The organism is Streptococcus marmotae (genome assembly GCF_001623565.1).
GTDB classification, from domain to species: Bacteria; Bacillota; Bacilli; order Lactobacillales; family Streptococcaceae; genus Streptococcus; species Streptococcus marmotae.
This window is the reverse complement of the sequence record NZ_CP015196.1, coordinates 1035702-1053603: the sequence shown is the minus strand read 5'-3', so window position 1 is coordinate 1053603 and position 17902 is coordinate 1035702. Positions and strand designations below refer to the sequence as shown.

Annotated in this window: 18 protein-coding genes and 1 pseudogene; 8 read left to right on the top strand and 11 right to left on the bottom strand. The window is 38.4% G+C overall.

All coding sequences use genetic code 11. From position 1 onward, the window contains the following. Positions 1-45 precede the first annotated feature (45 nt). A complete protein-coding gene (hisS, locus tag A4H00_RS05470) occupies positions 46-1326 on the bottom strand; it encodes a histidine--tRNA ligase (RefSeq protein ID WP_067088002.1) in 1281 nt (426 codons plus the stop codon). A gap of 334 nt (positions 1327-1660) precedes the next feature. On the opposite strand from hisS, the gene rpmF reads away from it, so the two are divergent. From rpmF to A4H00_RS12015, 4 genes are all read left to right on the top strand, one after another. Beyond that, positions 1661-1843 (top strand): 50S ribosomal protein L32, encoded by a 183-nt coding sequence (gene rpmF / locus A4H00_RS05465; RefSeq protein WP_067088000.1) that lies wholly within the window; start codon positions 1661-1663, stop codon positions 1841-1843. A 15-nt stretch (positions 1844-1858) separates the two neighbouring features. Then, entirely contained in the window at positions 1859-2008 is a 150-nt protein-coding gene (gene rpmG, locus A4H00_RS05460; protein ID WP_002262412.1) for a 50S ribosomal protein L33, read from the top strand. Positions 2009-2272: 264 nt separating this feature from the next. Beyond that, a complete protein-coding gene (locus A4H00_RS12020; protein ID WP_067087998.1) occupies positions 2273-2458 on the top strand; it encodes a hypothetical protein in 186 nt (61 codons plus the stop codon). Next, positions 2455-2667: a hypothetical protein gene (locus tag A4H00_RS12015; RefSeq protein WP_067087996.1), complete on the top strand. Its 213-nt coding sequence runs from the start codon at positions 2455-2457 to the stop codon at positions 2665-2667. Before A4H00_RS12020 ends, A4H00_RS12015 begins: the two co-directional genes overlap by 4 nt. Before the next feature lie 185 nt (positions 2668-2852). Here A4H00_RS12015 and A4H00_RS05445 read toward each other — a convergent pair whose 3' ends face one another. From A4H00_RS05445 to A4H00_RS05420, 6 genes are read right to left on the bottom strand one after another with little or no spacing between them, the layout of a single operon-like run. Beyond that, the gene (locus A4H00_RS05445; RefSeq protein ID WP_067087994.1) at positions 2853-4022 is read right to left on the bottom strand and encodes a sialidase family protein; all 1170 of its coding nucleotides are present in this window, start codon (positions 4020-4022) and stop codon (positions 2853-2855) included. Between the two features lie 18 nt (positions 4023-4040). Further along, on the bottom strand, positions 4041-4487 hold the full coding sequence (locus A4H00_RS05440; protein WP_067087992.1) for a NanQ anomerase/TabA/YiaL family protein: 447 nt from the start codon (positions 4485-4487) through the stop codon (positions 4041-4043). Continuing rightward, a complete protein-coding gene (pdxA, locus tag A4H00_RS05435) occupies positions 4484-5530 on the bottom strand; it encodes a 4-hydroxythreonine-4-phosphate dehydrogenase PdxA (protein ID WP_067087990.1) in 1047 nt (348 codons plus the stop codon). The genes A4H00_RS05440 and pdxA overlap by 4 nt, the downstream gene beginning before the upstream one ends. An 11-nt stretch (positions 5531-5541) precedes the next feature. Then, complete coding sequence (gene dapA, locus A4H00_RS05430; RefSeq protein ID WP_067087988.1) at positions 5542-6438, bottom strand: 4-hydroxy-tetrahydrodipicolinate synthase; 897 nt, start codon at positions 6436-6438, stop codon at positions 5542-5544. Positions 6439-6449: 11 nt separating this feature from the next. Continuing rightward, positions 6450-7607, bottom strand: coding sequence for an iron-containing alcohol dehydrogenase (locus A4H00_RS05425; RefSeq protein ID WP_067087986.1), 1158 nt, complete (start codon positions 7605-7607; stop codon positions 6450-6452). Continuing rightward, a complete protein-coding gene (locus A4H00_RS05420) occupies positions 7601-8830 on the bottom strand; it encodes a four-carbon acid sugar kinase family protein (RefSeq protein WP_067087984.1) in 1230 nt (409 codons plus the stop codon). The genes A4H00_RS05425 and A4H00_RS05420 overlap by 7 nt, the downstream gene beginning before the upstream one ends. A gap of 167 nt (positions 8831-8997) precedes the next feature. Here A4H00_RS05420 and A4H00_RS05415 point away from each other — a divergent pair, with 167 nt between their 5' ends. Next, complete coding sequence (locus A4H00_RS05415; protein ID WP_067087982.1) at positions 8998-10782, top strand: sigma-54-dependent Fis family transcriptional regulator; 1785 nt, start codon at positions 8998-9000, stop codon at positions 10780-10782. A gap of 362 nt (positions 10783-11144) precedes the next feature. On the opposite strand, the pseudogene tnpA reads toward A4H00_RS05415, so the two are convergent. Next, positions 11145-11399 (bottom strand): annotated as a pseudogene (tnpA, locus tag A4H00_RS11460) (IS200/IS605 family transposase); the annotation flags it as partial. A gap of 247 nt (positions 11400-11646) precedes the next feature. Next, positions 11647-12924: an SLC13 family permease gene (locus tag A4H00_RS05410; RefSeq protein WP_067087980.1), complete on the bottom strand. Its 1278-nt coding sequence runs from the start codon at positions 12922-12924 to the stop codon at positions 11647-11649. Positions 12925-13945: 1021 nt separating this feature from the next. Here A4H00_RS05410 and A4H00_RS05405 point away from each other — a divergent pair. Both A4H00_RS05405 and A4H00_RS05400 read left to right on the top strand, forming a co-directional pair. Then, positions 13946-14266, top strand: coding sequence for a MazG nucleotide pyrophosphohydrolase domain-containing protein (locus A4H00_RS05405; RefSeq protein WP_067087979.1), 321 nt, complete (start codon positions 13946-13948; stop codon positions 14264-14266). Further along, complete coding sequence (locus A4H00_RS05400; protein WP_067087977.1) at positions 14263-14835, top strand: LOG family protein; 573 nt, start codon at positions 14263-14265, stop codon at positions 14833-14835. The genes A4H00_RS05405 and A4H00_RS05400 overlap by 4 nt, the downstream gene beginning before the upstream one ends. 62 nt (positions 14836-14897) lie before the next feature. Here A4H00_RS05400 and A4H00_RS05395 read toward each other — a convergent pair whose 3' ends face one another. Continuing rightward, positions 14898-16151: a S41 family peptidase gene (locus tag A4H00_RS05395; RefSeq protein WP_067087975.1), complete on the bottom strand. Its 1254-nt coding sequence runs from the start codon at positions 16149-16151 to the stop codon at positions 14898-14900. A 181-nt stretch (positions 16152-16332) separates the two neighbouring features. On the opposite strand from A4H00_RS05395, the gene A4H00_RS05390 reads away from it, so the two are divergent. Further along, complete coding sequence (locus A4H00_RS05390; protein ID WP_067091503.1) at positions 16333-17115, top strand: formate/nitrite transporter family protein; 783 nt, start codon at positions 16333-16335, stop codon at positions 17113-17115. 343 nt (positions 17116-17458) lie between these two features. Here A4H00_RS05390 and A4H00_RS05385 read toward each other — a convergent pair whose 3' ends face one another. Then, positions 17459-17845 carry a GFA family protein gene (locus A4H00_RS05385; protein ID WP_067087973.1) on the bottom strand — a complete coding sequence of 129 codons (387 nt, stop codon included), beginning with the start codon at positions 17843-17845 and terminating at the stop codon, positions 17459-17461. Positions 17846-17902: the final 57 nt, after the last annotated feature.

Genomic DNA, 17902 nt, shown 5'->3' with positions numbered 1-17902 from the left:
CAAGAAAAGCAAAAGGCCAGTGCTCGACACCAACCTTTCAATTCCTTACTGGTTCATTTTTTCAAAGATTTCTTTAAAATTCTCTGTTAGCTCAGCCAGGCTCACCGTGATTTCTTCGCGTGTCTGATTGTTTTTAACCGTCACTTGACCTTGCTCGACCTCGCTGTCGCCAAGGGCGATAACTGTCTTCGCATTGAGCTGATCAGCTGACTTGAACTGGGCCTTGAGTTTTCGACCCAAGTAATCTCGTTCCACCTTAAAGCCTTGATTGCGGAGAGCTTGGGTGATTTCCAGAGCCTTACCATTCACTTCTTGCCCCAAGACAGCGATATACACATCCAGTCCTTCTGCCACAGGTAGCTCAACTCCCTGCTTGTCAAGAACGAGGAGCAAACGCTCCATCCCCATGCCAAAGCCAAAACCTGGTGTTGCCGGGCCGTCAAAATACTCGACCAAGCCATCATAGCGACCGCCCGCACAGATGGTCAACTCACTGCCGGATACCTCCGTGATAAATTCAAAAATAGTGTGGTTGTAGTAGTCCAAACCACGAACCATATTGGTATCAATAACGTAGGCAATTCCAAGGCTGTCAAGCATGGCACGCACGCTATCAAAATGTGCCTGACTTTCCTCATCCAAATAATCCAAGATTGACGGCGCATTCTCAACCGCTGCCTTGTCCTCTTTTTCCTTGCTATCTAACACACGCAGCGGATTTTCCTCCAAACGGCGTTGGCTATCTTTTGATAAGGTCTCCTTCAACGGCGTTAAGTAATCAATCAAGGCCTTGCGGTACGCAGCACGGCTAGCACTACTTCCCAAGGTATTCAAGTGCAGTGTAATGTTTTGAATGCCGATTTCCTTGAAGAATTGTGCCGCCATGGCAATGGTTTCCACATCTGTCGCAGGGTTGCTAGAGCCAAAGCACTCCACCCCAATCTGGTGAAATTCACGCAAGCGTCCTGCCTGTGGACGCTCATAGCGAAACATAGAGCCCATGTAGTACAATTTCACCGGTTTTTGGACTTCTGGTGCAAAAAGCTTATTTTCCACATACGACCGGACGACTGGGGCTGTTCCTTCTGGCCGAAGCGTGATATGGCGGTCACCCTTGTCATAGAAATCATACATTTCCTTGCTGACGATGTCCGTCGTATCTCCGACCGAACGGCTAATCACCTCATAATGCTCGAAAATCGGCGTGCGAATTTCTTGGTAATTGTACTTGCCAAAGGTTTTGCGGGCAAATGCCTCCACATACTGCCACTTAGCAGATTCTTTTGGCAAAATATCTTGGGTTCCTTTAGGTTTTTGTAATTTCATACTATCAGACTGACTGCCCTAAACAGAGCAGACGATTCCTTTCTCTACTTTCCTACTATTTTAGCATATTTCAGAGCATTTTCCTATGTGTTAAAGATTTTTTCAAAAAAATCTGTCAAGTAACTTTACTTTACAAAAAAAATATGATATTCTATTACAGTTGGCAAAAGCCAAATGAATAGGATAGCCTTTCTATTTTCATTTAGTACGAGGCAATGCATCGCAGGCATAACTGGAGTTAGGCAAGATGCATTAACAATGTAATAAGTGAAAATAGACGGACTATGAAACTAAAACGAGCCTCGCTCGTCAATGACAACGGAGGAAAAAAGAAATGGCAGTACCTGCACGTCGCACATCAAAAGCGAAGAAAAACAAACGTCGTACACACTACAAATTGACAGCTCCATCTGTTAAATTTGACGAAACTACTGGAGATTACTCACGTTCTCACCGTGTATCTTTGAAAGGATACTACAAAGGACGTAAGATTGCTAAAGCTGCTGCAGCTGAATAATAGAAGGGAGATACCATGCGCGTAAATATTACACTTGAACACAAAGAATCTGGTGAACGCTTGTACCTTACTTCTAAAAACAAACGTAACACTCCAGACCGTCTTCAATTGAAAAAATACTCACCAAAATTGCGTAAACACGTGATTTTCACTGAGGTTAAATAAGACACTAAAAACCCATGGAACTACTATTCCTGGGTTTTTGTTTGTGAATTTTCACGATATACCAATTGAAATCGATTGGAGGATTAGTTTCTATTCCAAAACAAAACTTTGATTCAGAAAGTTAAAAGCAATAGGAGCTTCGTCGTGAGGCTCCTATTTTTAATAGTTTCAGGTCCTTTGTCAACTGTAGTGGATATATGAAAAGCTGGTAGAGCATCTCTCAAGCCTACGCCATCATTGATTCTCAAAGCATGAAAACAACGAATGCTACAGAAGAATGTGGGATTGATGGTGGTAAAAAATCAAAGAGAGAAAGCGCCCATCGTTGTTGACATGATGTGTAATCTTCTTGATGTGGCGGTGCATACAGCCAAGCTTCATGATACAAAATCAAGGATTTTGGTCACTTATCAAGTGATAGCGCAACTTCCAACAATCAAGGCTTTTTGACAGATACTGGTTATCGCAAAAGTTTTGAGGAGATGATGACTGGGGAGCTCCAATGTCCAGTCGATATTTCTGAAAAAATCAACGAACGCTGGAAAATCATTCCCAATCGCGAGGTTGTCAGTCGGACTTTCTCTTGGTTGAACCACTCTAGACGACGATTAACCAAGGATGTTGAAAAGTCCGTATCTTCAGAGGTCACTTTTGTTTAATTATCACATATTGGTCGGATTTTAAGAACCTTTATAATGTTGTGAATACAGGTTCTAAGTTTAAAGATATTCAACATAAACTTTTTCAATATAAACCCTGTGAAATGATATTTTTAGGCTTCTTGTATTTCTAGTTTCTTTGTACATTGTAATAAAAATTTACCAATCACTAACTTACATTGGAACTACTTTTCGATACCAGCTCCTGAGGTTGGATTATAAATCCCTTCAGTTTCACGCTTTGCACCAAAAAGATCAGATACTGAGAAACGAACATATTTTACACATAAACGATTTTTATAAGCATATACCAAATGTAATAATCCATCTTTCGTTTGATAGAGCGTTGGATACTCATATTGGGAATTGTTTGTCTTATTTTCAACTCCAATAAAGCCTTCTGCAGTCTCAAAAATTCTGCCTATCGGCCATGTTTTTCCAAAATCTTCTGTAACAGAAACAGCCACTGGATTACGAAGACCTGGCCATGATACTTTACCAAATTCTGGATTGCGCGCTGCATTATCATTGTATGCCAATGCGATTTCTCCAGATTGAAGTCTGATAGCACTGATACTTGCATTATTATTTGGCAATGAAGATCTCACAGGTTCTGTCCAAGTATCCCCAAAATCATACGATTCACTAATATATACATTGTCTGCAAAGCGACTTCTCATAAATGCTACTAAATGTCCTGACTCTACCTCAATTAAGTTTGCATGTACTCGTCCATTACTATTAGGCATACGGACAATTCCCCATGTTTTCCCTGCATCATCGGACACTCTAAATTCCGTTGGATCGTTCGTCAAACCTTCTGGAGAATCCTCACAAATCCATGTTGCAAAAATCCAGCGACCATTGCTTAAAACCTGTATAGCTTGCCGAGAAAATGTTCCCTCTTCTGGGAATAATACTTCAGGCTCATTCCAGCTAATTCCTTCATCCGAAGATTTTTGTACCATAATAACAGAAGTGAATTGCATATTATCTTTTCCCTCCTGCCTACTTAACTGTGATGTATAAATAAGCCATATTTGATTATCTGGAGCACGAAAGAAGGCTGGATTTTGCTCACTTCGATTCTGACCTTTTGAAACAATTTTAGGGACTGACCATATCTGTGTTCTAGGATCTAGTTTTGAAACTGCAATGGAGATATCTCCACTTCCTTCAAAAGTTCCTGCAAACCAAGCACAGAGCAAACCACCATCTATTGTCTCAATTAACGCTGGGGCATGAGCAGTAGCTTTACCTCCTGTTGGGATTAAACCGAAATCCACACCCAAAAACTCATCCCGATAAACAATACCATTCGGTTCTGAGATACGTACACTAGGAAGTTTTACCATTTTTTCTACCTCTCTTTGTCAAATTTCTAATTTAATAACTGCTTTTTTAAAATAACTGGGTTCCTGCAAATGGAAGACTGCTTGATGCGCATCCCATGGAAAGCATACATAAGCCATTCCTTTATCAATTCTTATATAGTTTCGGATTTCCCCCTCATATTTTTCAACATCTTTGTTAGCATCGTATGATATTATTGTATTCAATTGAGAGGGGTCTGCTAGAGCTAAGTACTCCGAACCTTCTAAAATCACTTGAACATCAATATACTTCCGATGTGTCTCAAATTTCGCTTCCTTTCTGAATTTGGTTATACCTGTTTGAAAAAAGATAAAACCACCATTAAAAGAATAACGCACTCCTTCTTCAAAATGATTCTTTCTTAAATCAAGCTCTGCTAATGCAGCTTCTATGTTTTTTAGAAGTGCTTGGTATTTTACTAAACAGTCTATGCGTTCAATAATCATCGCTTCTCTACCTTCTTCGGCGAATGCTCAGCTAATCGAATTGCATAATCAATAGCATTTTCAAGACTAATTTCACTAGCAGTCCAATGACCTGCTTGGTCAAAGGCTGTACCATGATCAACAGATGTTCGAATAATTGGTAAACCAAGGGTGATATTGACACCTTGAACCGCTTTCCATGAACCAATCGCTTGATCATACACAAACCCTAGAAGTTTAAGCGGAATGTGCCCTTGATCATGATACATAGCAACAACAATATCATACATGCCACCATTAGCTTTTGAAAATAGCGTATCAGCAGGTAAAGAACCGCACACATTAATCCCTTCTAATTTAGCAGCTTCAACTGCTGGATTAATCTGTTCAATCTCCTCTGTGCCAAAAAGTCCATTCTCTCCACAATGAGGATTAAGTCCAGCTACAGCAATCCGTGGATTTCCAATTCCAAGATTTTTACATGCGGTATTTGCAATACGAATAACATCTAATACTCTTTCTTTCGTAGCACGGTCACATGCTTCACGTAGAGAAACGTGGGTCGATACATGAACAACTCGAAGATTCCCATCAGCAAGCATCATAGTATACTTATCCGTCCCTGTTAAATCCGCATAAATCTCCGTATGGCCTGCATAATGATGACCAGCACTATTCATCGCCTCCTTATTTAAAGGATTCGTAACAGTAGCATCGATTTCTTGACTCATTGCTAGTTCAATCACTTTTTTGACATATTGGAAAGCTGCATCTCCCCCAACTGAAGAAACTTTCCCAATCTCAAAATGGTTCATGTCAACTATTCCCAAATCAATCATATCAACTATTCCATGAGTATATTTGCCATCTGCGGCTAAATCAATAACATTAAGATGCAACCCAATTTCAGGGTGTCTATCTAGATAATATTCCACGACTGATTTATCGCCTACGAGAAGCGGTCGACAATGATTATAGAGTTCCTTTTTTGCAAAAGCCTTTAAAGAAATCTCAGGACCAATACCTGCAGGATCCCCCAAAGTAATTCCAATAATTTTTTTCATGTGACATCTCCCTACTGCATTCCTTGATTCTTATTTTCAGCAATAACTTCACGTAGTGCCTCAAAACCTTCTTCTGATAGATGATTAAAAGGCGCTCTCGCCTTACCAACTGGATAGCCTAACTCCGCTACAGCATATTTGACTATCGTGTTAGGATTGCCAAATCGGAAACAATTTCTAAAAGAGCGGATACTATCTTGATATTGGCGAGACGTTTGAATATCTCCAGCAATGAACTGTTCATATATCTGTACCATTGTTAGAGGATATACATTAGAACATGCAGCAATAGCTCCTGCTCCACCTGCCAGTAATGTCCACAAAATCAGCGAATCATTTCCTGAGAGAACCACAAATTGTTCATTGTTTCGGGTATGCTCAATATACTGAAGAATTGTATCAAAATTTCCACTTGAATCTTTAATACCTACAATATTTGAAATCTCACTCAGTTTTCCTACTGTTTCCGGAGCAAGCATATTTCCAGTTCGAGCTGGAATATTATACAGAATGATTGGTAAATCAACAGCTTCTGCTACCAATTTAAAATGTTCATACAACTCATCTTGAGATGCTACAGCAAATGAAGGAGTAATAATGGAGAGCGCATCTACTCCTAGTTCTTCAACTTTCTTCGAAAAACGAATAGTCCCTCTAGTCCCATTCAAGCCTGTACCAACATACACAGGTACACGTCCTGCTGTATGTTCAACAGCTACCTGTATAACTTGTAATTTTTCATTTTCTGATAAAATATATGACTCCCCATTTGTACCAAAAACAAAAATTCCGTGAATACCACTAGCAATTAAACGATCAATCTGATTACGAAATTCATCAAAATTAATACTTTCATCATCATACATAGGGGTGATGATAGGGGCAATAATTCCTTTCACTTCTAACATTTATACACTCCTCATAACACTTCTTTATAAATCGCTCTAGCATCCTCTGCTGTAATTTTACGCATATTATTAACTAGGAGGCGTTCAACCTGCATACCAGCTTCTACCAAGTCATCTAAGTCCTCTATTGGAACATTAAATTCCTTTAGACTTGTCGGAATATCTAGTACTTTTACAATACGCCCAAGTTCATTCAAAATATATTCAGATTTTTCTTCTATAGATAGATTAGTTTCCCTATCTCTTACCACTCGATCATAAGCTTGTGCAAAATACGGTTTAATAACCGGCTCATTGAAACGCATAACAGGCATCAATAAAATTGCATTCGATACCCCGTGAGCAATGTGATATTTTCCCCCCAAAGGATATGACAAAGCATGAATTCCTGTAGTACCTGACGCTGTTATTGCCACACCTGCATAAAAAGAACCCAGTAACATCTTTGACTTCGCCTCTAGCGCTTCCGGATTGGTGCAAGCTTCAATAATATTATTAAAAATAAGATCAAAAGCTTCTAGGGCAAAGGTATTACTAAATGGATTACGCTTATTAGATGTAAAACATTCAATAGCATGACACATGGCATCAACACCTGTTGCAGCTGCAATTTTAATGGGTAGATTCTTAATCAATCGAGCATCTAAAATCACATAATCTGCAATCATCTCTGGATTTACAATACCAACCTTTAAACCTTTTTCAGGAACACCTACAATACTATTGGGAGTGGCTTCTGAACCTGTACCGGCAGTTGTCGGAATCATTAGAGAAGGCACTTGTTTTGTAGCGATAAGAGGATCTATAAGTAAGTCTTTCACCGTATAGACATCTGTTGCTAAGACAGATGCTAACTTAGCAACATCCATAACGCTTCCACCACCTACGGCAATAATAAAATTTGACTCTGTTTTTTTAAATATATCAACAACATCTTGTGCTTGCTGACAACTCGGTTCAGCAGGTATCTCCGATAAAATACAATAAGACAATTGTCTTTTATCCAACATTTCCGCTACTCTATCAACTAATCCAACACTTAATATTCCCTTATCTGTAAAAATAGCTACTTTTTTTACATTTTGAGGAATAAGTGTCTCAAGTTGTTCCAAGGCATTCTCTCCTGCAAAAACATTTTTAGGCATTTTTAAACTATAATCTACTAACATCTTTTCTCCTTCTCGACTTGAACTGTCTCGACAATATCTACAAATAATTCTTTATAACCAAATCCACCAGACTTAGTGATGACAGGAACCCTACATTCCTTCCAGACCAACTCAGATAAAACGATACCTGGACTAATTTCTATAAGCGGAATAACGTGTGATATTCCCAGCACTTGCATTGACTGGTAAAGCGTATCTCCTCCTGTAAATAGAAAAGTTCTCTCTACTCCATTCTCCAACAACCTCTCCGTTAACTGACCCAAAGACTGCCCTATTTTAAATCTTATATCAGCGGCTTTATCAGTATCATAAAAGGTATTTACTGCGCCAAATGTTTCAAATATAGCCAGCTTATCTGCTTCTAGTTCTCGCAGATAACCGCTAATATCTGATATACCCTTAGATGTAGTCCAATAATCATCATTTAATAATTGTTCACGAACTAGGGAATATCGCTTGAATCCCTTTTGCTGGGCAAATAGTACTTGATTTTGTGTAACCTGATTAACCGACCCACATATCACAACTAGTGGCTTTGTTAGAGACACATTTGGTCTTTCATTCGTTTCAAAAATAGTCTCCGCCAATACTTTAGCAAAACCGGCACAGCCTACCGTGACGGATAATTGCTTGAATTTGGCTAATTTTAGGCCAATTTCAGACATATCTTCTTCAGTTTTCGCATCAAAAATGATTAACCGACTTCCAAGTTGACTATTTCTACCAGTAAATAATGTAGCGTGAATATTAGCCTCTATTTGCAGTCGTTTTCTGATATTACTTTCAATCACTGGCTCATACGGATCATCAGCAAAAATGCTCTCAGAAACTGGAATTCCATCAATGTATAAACAACCAGATGAAACAGTTCTACCAATAGCCGGATATGCTGGAACAAACGCAATTGTTCTATCTGTATAAACATCTAAAATTGCTTGAATTTCGCTGCTAATATTCCCACGCAATGCCGAATCAACTTTCTTATAGAAGTACGGAATCTCTAGTTCTTTTACTCTAGTAGCAATTCTTGTAACCACCTGATAGGAAGCCTCAAATGATAAATGACGGCTTTCAGTATCAATAACTAATACATCTACATCAACCTGTTCTAAATCAATTTGAATGTCTGTAGTCACTTGGGTCGTAACACCCAAGTTCGAAAACTGAACTCCTGTATCTAGGGCCCCTGTAAAATCATCGGCTAAAACCAATAACCTTACCATTCCTTGTACCTCCCAGATATTTTTATAATACATATTCTATACTAATTAGCTGCATTACTAAAGAATAGAACAAAAATAACGGTTTCTTTTTGAAACACTTTGTTTTTATTGGACAGCTAAAACAAAATGTTGTAAAATTGTCTATAAATGAAACAAAGAGGATGCAAATGAAACAAATTAGATTATTAGGAATCGCTCCCTACGAAGAGTTAAACCACTCAATGTTTATTACTGCAAAAGATTTTGAAGAGATTGCAATAGACATCTATACCGCCGACTTATCGGAAGGTCAGCAATTAGCTCAATCACTTGCTCATAAGGATTACGATGCCATTATTTCTAGAGGAGGGACTGCGAGCATGATTCAAGAGGTAGCTAGTATCCCAGTCTTTGATGTTTCCATCTCTATTTATGACATTTTGAGTGCAATCAAACTAGCAAATAACTATACTCAACATATCGCCATTGTTGCTTACTCAAGTATCACTAAAACCGCACACCTTATTTGTGATGTTTTGCAATATAATATCAAAATTATAACCTTGGAAAGTCCAGAACAAGCTGACTTAGTACTAGACGACCTTAAACGAGAACATTTTGATTTAGTTCTCTGTGATGCAATTACTAACCAGACTGCACTCAAAAAATCAATGAATACCCTACTTATTACTTCTGGTGTCGAAAGTATAACAAATGCTTATCAACAAGCAATTACATTTGTAAAATATCTCAATACAATAAAAAAGGATAATTATCTACTACATCAGATTATACAAAATCAATCGCAACAAGTTTTAATTCTTTCGCAACAAGGTGATGTAATTATTTCAAATGTAGAAGCAAGCCTGCAAAAATCTATCAAACTACTTCTCAGCAAAAAAAATCTAGAAAAACAAAACCAGTTTTATCATACACATAAGGGACAGACTTATCAAATTAAAGTACATAGTTTCTATACCGATAATAATTCATATTGGCACTGTGATATCAAAGTCAATACACCACCTATCACAGGGAAACGATTCGGTGTTCATTTCATTTCTCAAAAAGAAGCCGAAGAAGCTATTTCAAAAAAATTACTATCAACCTCATTCATACAAGAAAAAAATAGAGAGTTGACGAAGAATCTCCTAAAACATTATAATACAATGCTAATTTTTGGAGAAAGCGGAACCGCAAAAACCAGCCTAGCCTATTCCGCCTTTTTACAAATGAAACAGCATAAGCAGAATCTAATCAGTATCGACTGCCACCAATTAAATGAACGTCTTTGGAAATATCTATCAAATAATAATAATGGTTTATTACTTGAAGCTGATAACACTTTACTTTTAACACATATAGATAAGCTAAATATCCCTATCTGCCAGCAATTGATACAATTTATTAAAGATAGCAATTTTCTTAGACACAACAATCTTCTGATGACCTACAATACCAAAATCAAAGGAGATCCGTTCGGAATTTTTGAACACATTGTAAGTGAACTTAATTGTGCCAGTCTTTACTCACCATCACTAGCTGAACGGCATAATGAATTCACTAGCATCATAACTCTTTTTCTAAATAAGATTAAAATTGAATGTAACTCTCAAGTAATTGGATTAGAACCTGAAGCGCTGGAACGTCTACAAAATTTCCATTGGTCTGAAAATCTCTCTCAACTTGAACGAGTCATTACAAAATTAGTTCTTAGCACTCAATCATACTATATTTCTGAGCATCAAGTTTCCGAACTCTTACAAGAAGAGCGCCGTCATATCAATTCATTGACTATGATTCAATCGGAGATACCTATCATACCTCATTTGATTGAAGAAAAGACACTTTTTGACTATAGTAGAGATATTATCCTTGCGACTTTAGAGCAAAATAAGGGAAATCAAACAAAAACAGCTAAGCAACTGGGCATCAGCAGAACAACATTATGGAGATATATAAAATATAATTAAGCAAATAACATCCTCGCTTTATCAGTAAGAAATCCTACACCATATATCTGAATATCTTCGTTTTTTTATTCTGCAAATCATGGGGAGTAGGACTCAATCGTGATTTCGTAGAAATCAATTTTGTTAATTTCGCTTTCTAATTTCTAGGCTCAAGTATTAACAGTCTACTGGACTGTTAATATCCCACATATTGACTAGCTTTCACAATTGAGAATTGTGAAAGTTTAGAAATAAGGCTAGCGAAGAATAGTTCACTGCCTCTTTAATAGAGCGTTTTACGCGTATACCCAACGCCCTGACTCCGTCAAAGGGCGTTGGGTATTAACTGGAAATATTTTAATTTTTTGTCTGATTTTTCTAGTAAAATGACGATTCTCAAATTTATATTTTAAATTGGCGTGTTTATCAAACATCATTAAGGCACTTTTAACTGTTAAATATCCCATGAAACTTGATACACTTACCCGTAGTGGAATGCTCACTAGCATATGAACATAATCTGGCAGCAGATATTCTTCTATAATTTAACTGCATAATCAGCGAAATATCTCCTCTAAACTACTTCTATATTATTTTTTGTCTATATTTAGGAGTAAACACAATGTGATAGAACACATCCACTTTGTATGTGATAAACTATGTGCCTGAGTGCCATATGAGTATCGCCTTTAGAGATTTTTTGCATAACATCTGATGCGCACCCGCGTAGCGGGTGGTTTATTTGCATCGCACCTTACGGAGCGATACTTAGCTTAAAGGCACATAAATCATAAAAAGGATTCGGTCCTGCATAATACAGAACTGAATCCTTTTTATGATTTACTGTCCAATTTTTTGAACAATGCAACAACAACTTTTTATATTTTAAAGTGGAAACATGATTACTGAGCCAGCGGTAAGGGCAATAATTCGGATTAAATACATTGGAACCGAGTACTTCCAAAATTCAGGCAGTTTATAATTTCCCATACCTAGAATCATAGCTGGCATACCATCAACTGGCATATAACCACCATTCCAACCTGAAATAGTAACCGCTACAGCAGCGGCAAGAGGGCTGAGCCCAAGACTCATACAGGTCGCAATAGCAATAGGAGCAAAGATAAATACTGACCCCATGTTTGAACCTGTAAAGGTAGCACTTGTACTAGTCAAGAAAACAAACAACAAGATAAGAAGAAACGGAGGGAGACTTGTACCAATCGCATTCGCTACCCAATCTCCAACCAAAGCAGTAAAACCAGTGTTTCCTAAAGCATCTGCTACACCTATAACTCCAGCCATCATCAGAATAACAGGTGCTCCCATATTATCTCGTACGGAACGAAAATCCAATGCACCTACAAATAAAATAACAGCAGCAGCAAGACCAGGGATTACATATGCCAAATTCCCTAATTGATTCATTAACATCATACCAACAACGCTGATAACAAACATTACAATTGTAATTTTTTCTTGAATTGGGTTCATCATTGTTACAGCAATTTCTGGACCACTAATAGATTCGTCTGTGTCAGTAATCTCGTGGTCTGGTAATAATTTGTAAGCAATAATACTCCAAGCTAGGAAAGCAAGCGACAGAATAAAATGAACAATCGCAAATCTCACCATTGGAACACCTTCTAAAAAGCCTGCTGTTTCAAGGACACCTACTGTCAGACCATATGTTAGTGCTACATTGATTGGCACGATTGGATGGTTAGTCGCAAATCCAAGAGGCATCATCAACTTAGAAGTGGGTAAATTCTTATTGTAAGGAATTGTTGATACTAAAGATAGAATCAAAACATAGTAGCCTGTCGACCCCATACCAGCTAGACTCGCTCCAAGCATAACAACAACGAGCAGTAGAATATAACTCTTATATCCACCCTTATTTACTAAGCTAGTCATCGTTGTCTGCACTTTAGCAATGAAACTTGTTTTCATCAACGCTGCCATTACTACCATAAACCCTGCAACCATAACAACGCTAGGATTTATAAAACCAGCAAAGGCTTCTTGAACAGTAGATAGTCCTGTCGCAACCAATAGCAAGCAGGCAAAAATTGGCGGAGCTCCAAATGCAAACTTGTCAGACATAATCATGACAATCATCAACACCAAAATACTGAGAGCAAGAATCATTTGTAATGTCATAGTATTCTCCTTTTTGTTCCTGTATATAGGACAGTTTTTATTTTTTGTAAACGTTTTTACAAAATCTATATTAGCATGAGACTATCATAATATTAAGATGTTAAATATTTTGATTGTTTTTATTTGGAACGATTTTTTTAAAATAAAACAATTTTTAATATATTATTAAATTGTGTTTCATTTTGAATCTATTGTATAAAAAATACCTCACATCAAAATGATGAACAAAAATCATCCTTTTCGGAAACTTGCAGACTATTAAAACCTATATTCACAACATCATAAGATACTTAAAATCCGACTAATGTGTCATAATTACACAAAAGCGACCTCTGAAGATACTGATTTTTCAACATCCTTAGCCAATCGTCTAGAGTAATTCAACCAAGAGAAAGTCCGCCAATAACCTAGCGTAGGGGAATGATGTGCCAGCTTCCGTTAATTTCTTCAAAAATATCTACTGGACATTGGAACTCTTGAGCTATCACTTTATAATATCCCTGAGGTCGGTCCATGAAGATTGGCTACACGAATCACAACATCCAGGAAATTCCCCATGGTATCAATAACGATATGCGTTTTTTTCCTTTGACTTTTTTACCATCATCAATGCCACGCTCCTTTGCGACATCTGTTGTTTTCACGCTTTGAGAATCAATGATGGCATAGATTGGAGGCAAGTCATGGGAGAGTATACGCCATTGACAGCTCGTTTTGGTGATGTACAAAGTCGCATTCACGAGTTTGTTTAGACCATTTATAGGTACGGTGATTTGAGAAACAAGGTTCAAGTTTTCCCTATTCTTGATTGGTTAAATCAGTACCATATGCTTTTCGTGTCATACCTTTAGTTTAACATCTTTTGTGAATATAGGTTCTTACTTTGAACAGATTATTTTGACTGCTATAAGCCTTTCTCAACTTATTTTCTATTTGCTTCTTTAAACTATAAAAACTATCAATCCTAGTCAAACCTTCGAGAAACTGCTATAATACTAAAAAGTATCATTAGGAGACAAACATGGACATTCGTAACTACCAAGATTGGGTCAGTCGTTTTTACAAAGAGCGTGGTTGGTATGCCTACAATCCTTTTATTCGGGCTAATTTTCTCTGTGAAGAGGTAGGAGAGCTAGCACAGGCGATTCGGAAAATGGAGATTGGACGGGATCGCCCCGATGAACCCATTAGCAACCAGAAAGAAAATCTCCTCCACATCCGTGAGGAACTAGGCGATGTCTTAGATAATCTGTTTATTATCGCAGATATCTACCAGATTTCGCTTGAGGGCATCATGACAAGCCATAAGGAAAAGTTAGAAGAAAGGTTTAAAGGACAATGAATATAACCGTTTACTGTGGAGCAAGTTTAGGAGAAAATCCAAGCTATCAAGAAGGAACGATTGCCCTTGGCAAATGGATTGCAGAAAGTGGCCATACGTTGGTCTACGGCGGTGGCAATACTGGACTCATGGGCTTGATTGCAGATACGGTCCTAGCACACGGTGGGCAAGTCATTGGTATCATTCCAGAATTTCTCAAAGATCGTGAACTCGCCCATCCTCATCTCTCAGAACTACGGACAGTTGAAACCATGTCTGAACGTAAATTGGCCTTGATACAAGAGGCGGACGCGTTTATCGCACTGCCTGGTGGCCCTGGTACTTTAGAAGAAATCAGCGAAGTTATCTCATGGGCAAGGATTGGAAAAAACGACAAACCCTGCATCCTCTTTACTATTGCAGGCTACTATCAGGCCTTGGAACAATTCTTTGATAACATGGTTAGCGCAGGATTTTTGACATTAGAAGATCGAGAAAAAACACTCTTCTCAGATGATTTAGAACAAATCGAACACTTTATTGCAAGCTATCAACCACCGGCAGCGCGTGAGTATCGGAACAAGACTTAATCCATTTACAAAAGACTAAGAATCTTGGCAACTTGAAGGTACCAAGACTCTTAGTCTTTTTATTATGTTACACACAAGTTCAAACATTCTTCCAAGTCCACATCACGCTCTAAGTGTTCAGGAGTCCAGGGAACGAATACATCTGGTTCTACCCCCTTATCTGTCATGCCTTTTCCCAAATCAAGATCAAGATCACGTGAGGTTGGAAACATGAATTGGTAGTCATCAAAATCTACGAAGCAGCAATTAGAGTAATCCAAAATACCCATAGTCGGTCTACCAAGTACCATCACCTTAGGCAACTCTTTCATTATCTGAACAAAATTATCTCCAGAGGAACCACACTCTACATCTGATAATACAAAAATTTTCTCTGACTTAGCAGTACCTACAATCCCAGCAAAATACTCTCTATCGGAGTCATCCTCCTTATGAACAACATAACCCTTGCCACGATTAGTCTGTAATTCGTCAATAAACTCCAGCAAGAACTGGCGACTTTCTTCTGATAAATGCTCATCTTTCAAATCTTCTTGAAATAGAGCTAAACGCAAATCAACATTTCTCTCTGTGTAGAGAACTTCCATACCTGATCCTGATAAATCAATTTCTGCAAGACTGGTCCCTTCTGGTAAAGCGTATTTGATTAAGGGGAAGTAGAGAGAATCTGAGCCTCCATGATTGACACGGACATCAATGATGAGGTAGGTAGCTTGTTCTAGTAAGGGAGCTGCTTCTTGGTAAAGGGCTCCTATTTTTTCCTCATTCCAAAAATTCTCCATTTTAAGGTAGACAAGATCAGGCTGTAACTGCTTCACTTCAAAACTGTCTTCCGTCGCCTGCTCCACTTCTTGCAGTTGAATCTCCTCTTTCCGATTTGCCCTTATTACTGTGAGTCTGTCAGCCTTATGGACAAAATATTTCCATTCCTGTGCTTGGCGTTCCTCAGTAGGACTCGTAAAATAGGCTCGATGTTCTTGGTACAGAGTTGAAATATCGCAACCGTCAAGTGCAATAATCTTATCTCCTTTTTGAAGATTGGTCGCAGGATCTGCTTCCACTACATAGAGCATATCTCCTTGGCGCTTAAGACGAACTGCGAGTGCTTTGCGATTCTTCTTGAAGAAGGACACATGGGAAAGAATGCCAAAACTTGCAAGGTAACAATGCATGTGATACAGAAACTCCTCTTCTGACATGTCGTCTGATATCTTCTGACGATACATTTCTGGATCTGCCCCAATGATATCCTTTTTAGTCGCTGAATCAGTCCGCATTATCTTGACCACTTGGTCAAAAATTTCTCTTTTTTTCATATCATCCCTCCTATTATTACTTGTTTTTTATTAGACCTAAAACAGAGTGATTTGCAAGCTGTATTTTCTTTATAAAAACCCTTACATTTTGCCCAATTTTTTGGTATAGTATAATTTGTGATAAATATATCAAATAAAAAAGAAGTAGGTACTTATTGTGGCAGGACAAGGTCAAACATTGATGTATACAATTGATAAAAGTATCAAGAAGAAAGCTGACTTGATTGAAAGCAACTATTGGGCATATGCCCTTCGCTCTATTTTTGCGAGTGTCTATCTGGCACTTGGGATTGCCATTGCGCTTTACACAGCTGACAAGCTAGAACATGTGGCAGCAGGTCTCGGGAAATTTAGCTATGGTCTCATGTTTGGCTGGGGGCTCCTCATGATTCTTTATATGAATGCAGAGCTCGGCACATCGAATATGATGTATATGACGGTGGCTATTTATCGCAAGGTCATTCCAACCAAAACCGCTCTAAAGATTCTAGCAACCTGTATCTTCTTTAACTTTGTTGGTGCGGTCATCGTCTGCTTCTTACTAGCGCAAACTGCTCCATATTCCATTGGGCATGTGGCTATGGATAGCTATCTAGTGCAAGGTACCATTGCCAAGCTTGCCAAAACACCGCTCACTCAATTTGTCGAGGGAATTTTCGCCAATATGGTGGTCAATATCGCCGTCTTTGTCTTTCTAAAGATGAAGGATGATGCTGGAAAAGCGATTGCCGTCATTTTCATTATCTTTATCTTTGCCTTCCTTGGCTTTGAACACGTTATCGCCAACTTCTCAACCTTCTCTCTCGCCTTCTTCTCAACAGGTGGAACGGTGGAAGGTATGAATCTTCTCTCTGTCCTTTCTAATTTTCTCTTCTCAGGTCTTGGAAACTATGTCGGTGGTGGACTAGTCATCGGACTGCTTTATAGCTGGCTTAACAACCAATCAACCGCTTATGTGGACTAAACTAATAACGAGGTCAGGAATTTGACCTCGTTATTTTTCATCATTCAGCTAAACATCTATTCGTCAACTAAGACTCTATAAAAATCAAAATCTGACTAGCTTCCACAATTGAGAATTGTGGAAGGCTGGAAATAGAAAGGGTGCAGCTCGCCCCTTGCAATTGAGAATTGTGGAAAGTGATAGATAAAACTAGCGTAGCTTGTGTCCTAAAAACCACAGGGGTAAGGGAGGTTACGCTGAGGATTCATAATCCTTATTCCCAACCTTCAACAGTCCACTAGACTGTCGAAGCAAGGTGAGTGAACGACGTCAAATCTTAATTTTTTATGAGCATTAGATACCGTTAGGTATGCTTGCTATCATCCGCCAACCAGGGCAACCTTTGCTCATGATGGATATGCTTGCGCTCCAACTTATCTAAATCTTGGTCACACCTATCAATCGTTCCCAACTTCAAGGTCAGCTGGCCTGGCACGTCTGTTTTTGTGTGATAGATTTGGCTATGGCAATGCTTGCAATAATAACGAATCTTCCCTGGTGAGGATTCGTAGGTTACCAGTGCTTCTTGGCCAGATAGCAGTTGAAAACTAGCCAAATCTACCAAAGCATTAGTCGAAAAGGCTGTAGAAGAAGCCTTCCTACAAAAGGAACAATGGCAAAACACGATGGGAGCGGTCAATTCTGTCGCCTCATAACTCACTTTCCCACACAGACACGAACCTTTAATCATCTGATTCCTCCAATTTCATCCTATCATCTTACCAAAAATCAAGGCCCTGCCTTGCTT

Bases quoted from the DNA above. Each gene is read 5' to 3' on its own strand.
- hisS (WP_067088002.1), bottom strand. From the start codon at position 1,326: ATGAAATTACAAAAACCTAAAGGAACCCAAGATATTTTGCCAAAAGAA.
- rpmF (WP_067088000.1), top strand. From the start codon at position 1,661: ATGGCAGTACCTGCACGTCGCACATCAAAAGCGAAGAAAAACAAACGT.
- rpmG (WP_002262412.1), top strand. From the start codon at position 1,859: ATGCGCGTAAATATTACACTTGAACACAAAGAATCTGGTGAACGCTTG.
- A4H00_RS12020 (WP_067087998.1), top strand. From the start codon at position 2,273: ATGCTACAGAAGAATGTGGGATTGATGGTGGTAAAAAATCAAAGAGAG.
- A4H00_RS05445 (WP_067087994.1), bottom strand. From the start codon at position 4,022: ATGGTAAAACTTCCTAGTGTACGTATCTCAGAACCGAATGGTATTGTT.
- A4H00_RS05440 (WP_067087992.1), bottom strand. From the start codon at position 4,487: ATGATTATTGAACGCATAGACTGTTTAGTAAAATACCAAGCACTTCTA.
- pdxA (WP_067087990.1), bottom strand. From the start codon at position 5,530: ATGAAAAAAATTATTGGAATTACTTTGGGGGATCCTGCAGGTATTGGT.
- dapA (WP_067087988.1), bottom strand. From the start codon at position 6,438: ATGTTAGAAGTGAAAGGAATTATTGCCCCTATCATCACCCCTATGTAT.
- A4H00_RS05425 (WP_067087986.1), bottom strand. From the start codon at position 7,607: ATGTTAGTAGATTATAGTTTAAAAATGCCTAAAAATGTTTTTGCAGGA.
- A4H00_RS05420 (WP_067087984.1), bottom strand. From the start codon at position 8,830: ATGGTAAGGTTATTGGTTTTAGCCGATGATTTTACAGGGGCCCTAGAT.
- A4H00_RS05415 (WP_067087982.1), top strand. From the start codon at position 8,998: ATGAAACAAATTAGATTATTAGGAATCGCTCCCTACGAAGAGTTAAAC.
- A4H00_RS05410 (WP_067087980.1), bottom strand. From the start codon at position 12,924: ATGACATTACAAATGATTCTTGCTCTCAGTATTTTGGTGTTGATGATT.
- A4H00_RS05405 (WP_067087979.1), top strand. From the start codon at position 13,946: ATGGACATTCGTAACTACCAAGATTGGGTCAGTCGTTTTTACAAAGAG.
- A4H00_RS05400 (WP_067087977.1), top strand. From the start codon at position 14,263: ATGAATATAACCGTTTACTGTGGAGCAAGTTTAGGAGAAAATCCAAGC.
- A4H00_RS05395 (WP_067087975.1), bottom strand. From the start codon at position 16,151: ATGAAAAAAAGAGAAATTTTTGACCAAGTGGTCAAGATAATGCGGACT.
- A4H00_RS05390 (WP_067091503.1), top strand. From the start codon at position 16,333: ATGTATACAATTGATAAAAGTATCAAGAAGAAAGCTGACTTGATTGAA.
- A4H00_RS05385 (WP_067087973.1), bottom strand. From the start codon at position 17,845: ATGATTAAAGGTTCGTGTCTGTGTGGGAAAGTGAGTTATGAGGCGACA.